This window comes from Kitasatospora sp. NPDC059803 (assembly GCF_042732255.1).
Lineage (GTDB): Bacteria > Actinomycetota > Actinomycetes > Streptomycetales > Streptomycetaceae > Kitasatospora.
The window spans coordinates 1-3,246 of sequence record NZ_JBHWIJ010000493.1 but is presented as its reverse complement, the minus strand read 5'-3'; the positions used below and the strand labels follow the sequence as shown (position 1 = coordinate 3,246).

The window sequence follows — 3,246 nt, the reverse complement described above, 5'->3', positions numbered from 1 at the left end:
GCATTTGACGACGCCGCGGTGGGGCCGCCGCCCCCCGCCGCCCGCCGCGGGGGGGGGGCGGAGGGCGGTCCGGGGGGAGAAGCCGAGTTCGGTGAGCGTGCGGTCCGGCCACATGTGCCGGAAGACCCGCTCGTAGGCGTAGTTGGGGCAGCGGATCTCGCCGGATTCGACCCGCCCGACGTAGCGGGCGTCGCAGGACACGTGCTCCCCGATCTCCCGGGCCGCCCGGCGCACGGCCATGGCGAACTCGCCGGGTGAGCGGTTGCCGCGCAGTGCGCGCATCACGGCGTTGGGTGACGGGCGGTTCGGCTCGGCCGGTGGGGTGGCTGCCATGGTGCGCTCCGTGGTCGTGCGGAGGGTGGTGGTGCGGGTGCGCGGCCGGCGGCGCCGGAGGTGCGCGGGTGTCGGGTGCGGGGGCGAAGTGCGGGTACGGTCCGGGTGTCGGCACGGTGGTGCGCGACGGTGCGGGAACGGCCCGGTGTGGCCGGTGGGGTCGTCGTGACCCGCCACCGACAGTACCGGGCGTGACCGGTCGACCACAGCCGGTTTATGGGAGATGTGCCCCCAATTCGGTATAAAGCGGGCGTGGTTGCGGGTTATCCGCCATGAAATGCCATGCCTTGCTGTAAGGCGCCCCGTGGCCTGTGAGGTGTCCGCCGCGTTGTCCTGATACGTGGAAGCCCAGGCCGTCGCCCCGGCCTGCCGTCCGTCCCCGCGGCCCCCACCTTCCGGGCGGCGGCGCTTTTGACCCGACGAGGTACAGGAGGGCCCATGATGGCCACCGGACTGTCGCAGTACCGACCGGCCGCCGGCGGCGTGCTCGCCGGCGCCGCCCCCGCCCTGCTCCCCGACCCGGCCGACGACCGGATCCCCGGCCGGGGCCCGGTCGAAGGCGGACGCGCCCCCCGCGGCGGCCGGCACCCCGGCCACCGCCTCGGCCCCGGACCGGACCAGGACACCCTCGTCACCAGCTGCGACACCGTGACGGTCGCCCTGCGGCACGGCTTGGAGGCGGTGGACATCCTGCGGCTGCGCAGGGCCTGCGGGGCCGTCCTGCAGAGCCGCAACGGCAGCACCGTCACCTTCCTCGTCCCCGTCGGCACCAGCGAGACCTGGCACCTGCCAGGCAGCTCCTGTACCGCCGGCGCCCTGCTGCCGACCGCCACCGACCCGCGGTGGGTGATGCCCCCCTCCGGCGCCGCCTGCGCCGCCCGCCCCACCGACGCCTGGGTGCTCCGCTCCGCCCTCTGCGAGGCCGCCTGCACGCTCACCGCAGGCGGCCTCGGCCCGTTCTAGCGGGCGTGCCGTGCGGATCCCGCCGGGCCCGCGAGCCTGGCCCGCCCCTCCGGCCGGATCCACCTGGCACGCCCCCTGATCTCCCTGACCTCCCGGATCTCCCTGACCAGCGAGGCCGCCCCGCCCGGCGGCGATAATGGCGGTCATGGGACGAAGCAGCAGAGCAGCCCGGGGCACGGGCCGCGGCACCGAGCGCGACACCGGGCCGGACGTCACCGGCCCCGGCGGCCGCACCCACGCCCAGGGCCCGCTCACCCGTCCGGTCGGCTCCGGCCTCGCCGAACTGCGGCCCGACCGGGACCGCCCCGCGGCCTGGTCGCTGCTGATCGACGGCGCCCCGCAGTCCATGGTCGACCTCGCCGACCCCACCCACCTCGGTTTCGAGTACCAGCGCCGGCTCGGCCACCTGATCGACCTGGTCGCCCCGTCCGGCCGCCCGCTCACCGTGCTGCACCTCGGCGGCGGCGCCCTCACCCTGGCCCGTTACGTCGCGGTCACCCGGCCCCGCTCCCGCCAGCAGGTCGCAGAGATCGACACCGCGCTCACCGAACTCGTCCGCACCGAGCTGCCGTTGGAGCGCGGCTGGCAGATCAAGGTGCGCGGTGCCGACGCCCGCAGCGTGCTCGAACGCACCCCCGAGGGCAGCGTCGACCTGGTCATCACCGACGTCTTCTCCGGCGCCCGCACCCCGGCCCACTGCACCACCGTCGAGTTCACCGCCCTCGCCGCCCGCGCCCTCGCCCCCGGCGGCTGGTACGCGGCCAACATCGCCGACGGCTCGGCGCTGCCCTTCGCCCGCTCCCAGATCGCCACCCTCGGCGCGGTCTTCCCCGAACTGTGCCTGGTCGCCGACCCCGCCGTCCTGCGCGGCAAGCGCTTCGGCAACCTCGTCCTCGCCGGCGCCCACGCACCCCTCCCGATCGCCGACCTCACCCGCCGCGTCGCCTCCGACGCCGCCCTCGGCCGGGTCGAACACGGCTCCGCCCTCACCGCGTTCGCCGCCGGGGCCGTCCCCGCCACGGACGCCACCGCCGCCCCCTCCCCGGCCCCGCCCCCGGGCGTCTTCCGCTGACCACCCCGAGGGGTTGCCCCCGGGCGTGAACGTCCGCGGCCGGCGCTGGAACCGTCGCCAGGAGCGTGAGTCCGGTCAGTGCCCGCGCGGCAGGCCGCGGTGCTTGCACATGGCCGCGCCGGTCAGCAGCAGCCCGGCGGCGATCGGCGCGAGGACGGCGGTCGCGGTGGCGGAACCGTCGCCCACGGCCGTCACCGTGGCGGTGTCGGCGAGCGCGAGGGTTTCGGACGGCTGGGCGGGTGCGCCGGGCCCGACCGGCAGGGCGGTGGTGGCGCCCGTCCGGTCACGGCTCGTGGCGGGTCCGGCCGCGCTCCGCCCGTCCGGGGCGGTGGCCTCCTGGACCGGGGGCGCACCGGCCGCCCCGGACGGGCGGGCGGTGGCGGCCGGTGCGGCGGAGCGGACTCCGGTGGCGCCGGACCGTGTGGTGGCGGGCAGTTCGGCGGGCCCGCCCTCCCGGGAGGCGCGGGTCTCGGCGGGGCGGCCCTGGGCGGGGACGGTGTCGGGCAGGCCGGAGGCGATCGCGAAGGCGTCGGGGACGGCGGCCCGTTGCCCGGGCAGGGGGAGTCCGCCGGCTCGGATCCGGTCCTGGAAGACGCTGCCGACCGTGCCGGTGGCGCCGTCGATCCCGGCGTCGGGGACGGCGCCGGCCAGTTCCCCGACGAGCCCGGGGGAGGGGCGCTCGGCCTCCTCGGCCGCCGGGCGCCCGGGGTCGTCGGACCGCTCGGCCGACGGACCGTCGTACGCGGGCCGCCCCGGCTGGACGTCCCGGCCCGGCGCGGGGCCCCCCGCCCCGGGGGGGGCGGCGGCGGGTCGGGGGTGGTGCGGGACCGGGTCGGGGGCAGGCGGCCGGGGGGCGCAACCCCCCCCGGTGGGGGGGT

General features: G+C 77.9%; 2 protein-coding genes and 2 pseudogenes. 2 read left to right on the top strand and 2 right to left on the bottom strand.

Going from position 1 to position 3,246, the window contains the following annotated elements:
* A pseudogene (locus ACFV6I_RS38640) lies at positions 1-333 on the bottom strand (hypothetical protein); the annotation flags it as partial.
* A gap of 438 nt (positions 334-771) precedes the next feature.
* Here ACFV6I_RS38640 and ACFV6I_RS38635 point away from each other — a divergent pair.
* The gene (locus ACFV6I_RS38635; protein WP_208869100.1) at positions 772-1,296 is read left to right on the top strand and encodes a hypothetical protein; all 525 of its coding nucleotides are present in this window, start codon (positions 772-774) and stop codon (positions 1,294-1,296) included.
* Between the two features lie 136 nt (positions 1,297-1,432).
* Complete coding sequence (locus tag ACFV6I_RS38630; RefSeq protein ID WP_380430865.1) at positions 1,433-2,368, top strand: spermidine synthase; 936 nt, start codon at positions 1,433-1,435, stop codon at positions 2,366-2,368.
* A gap of 75 nt (positions 2,369-2,443) precedes the next feature.
* Here ACFV6I_RS38630 and ACFV6I_RS38625 read toward each other — a convergent pair.
* A pseudogene (locus tag ACFV6I_RS38625) lies at positions 2,444-3,246 on the bottom strand (hypothetical protein); the annotation flags it as partial.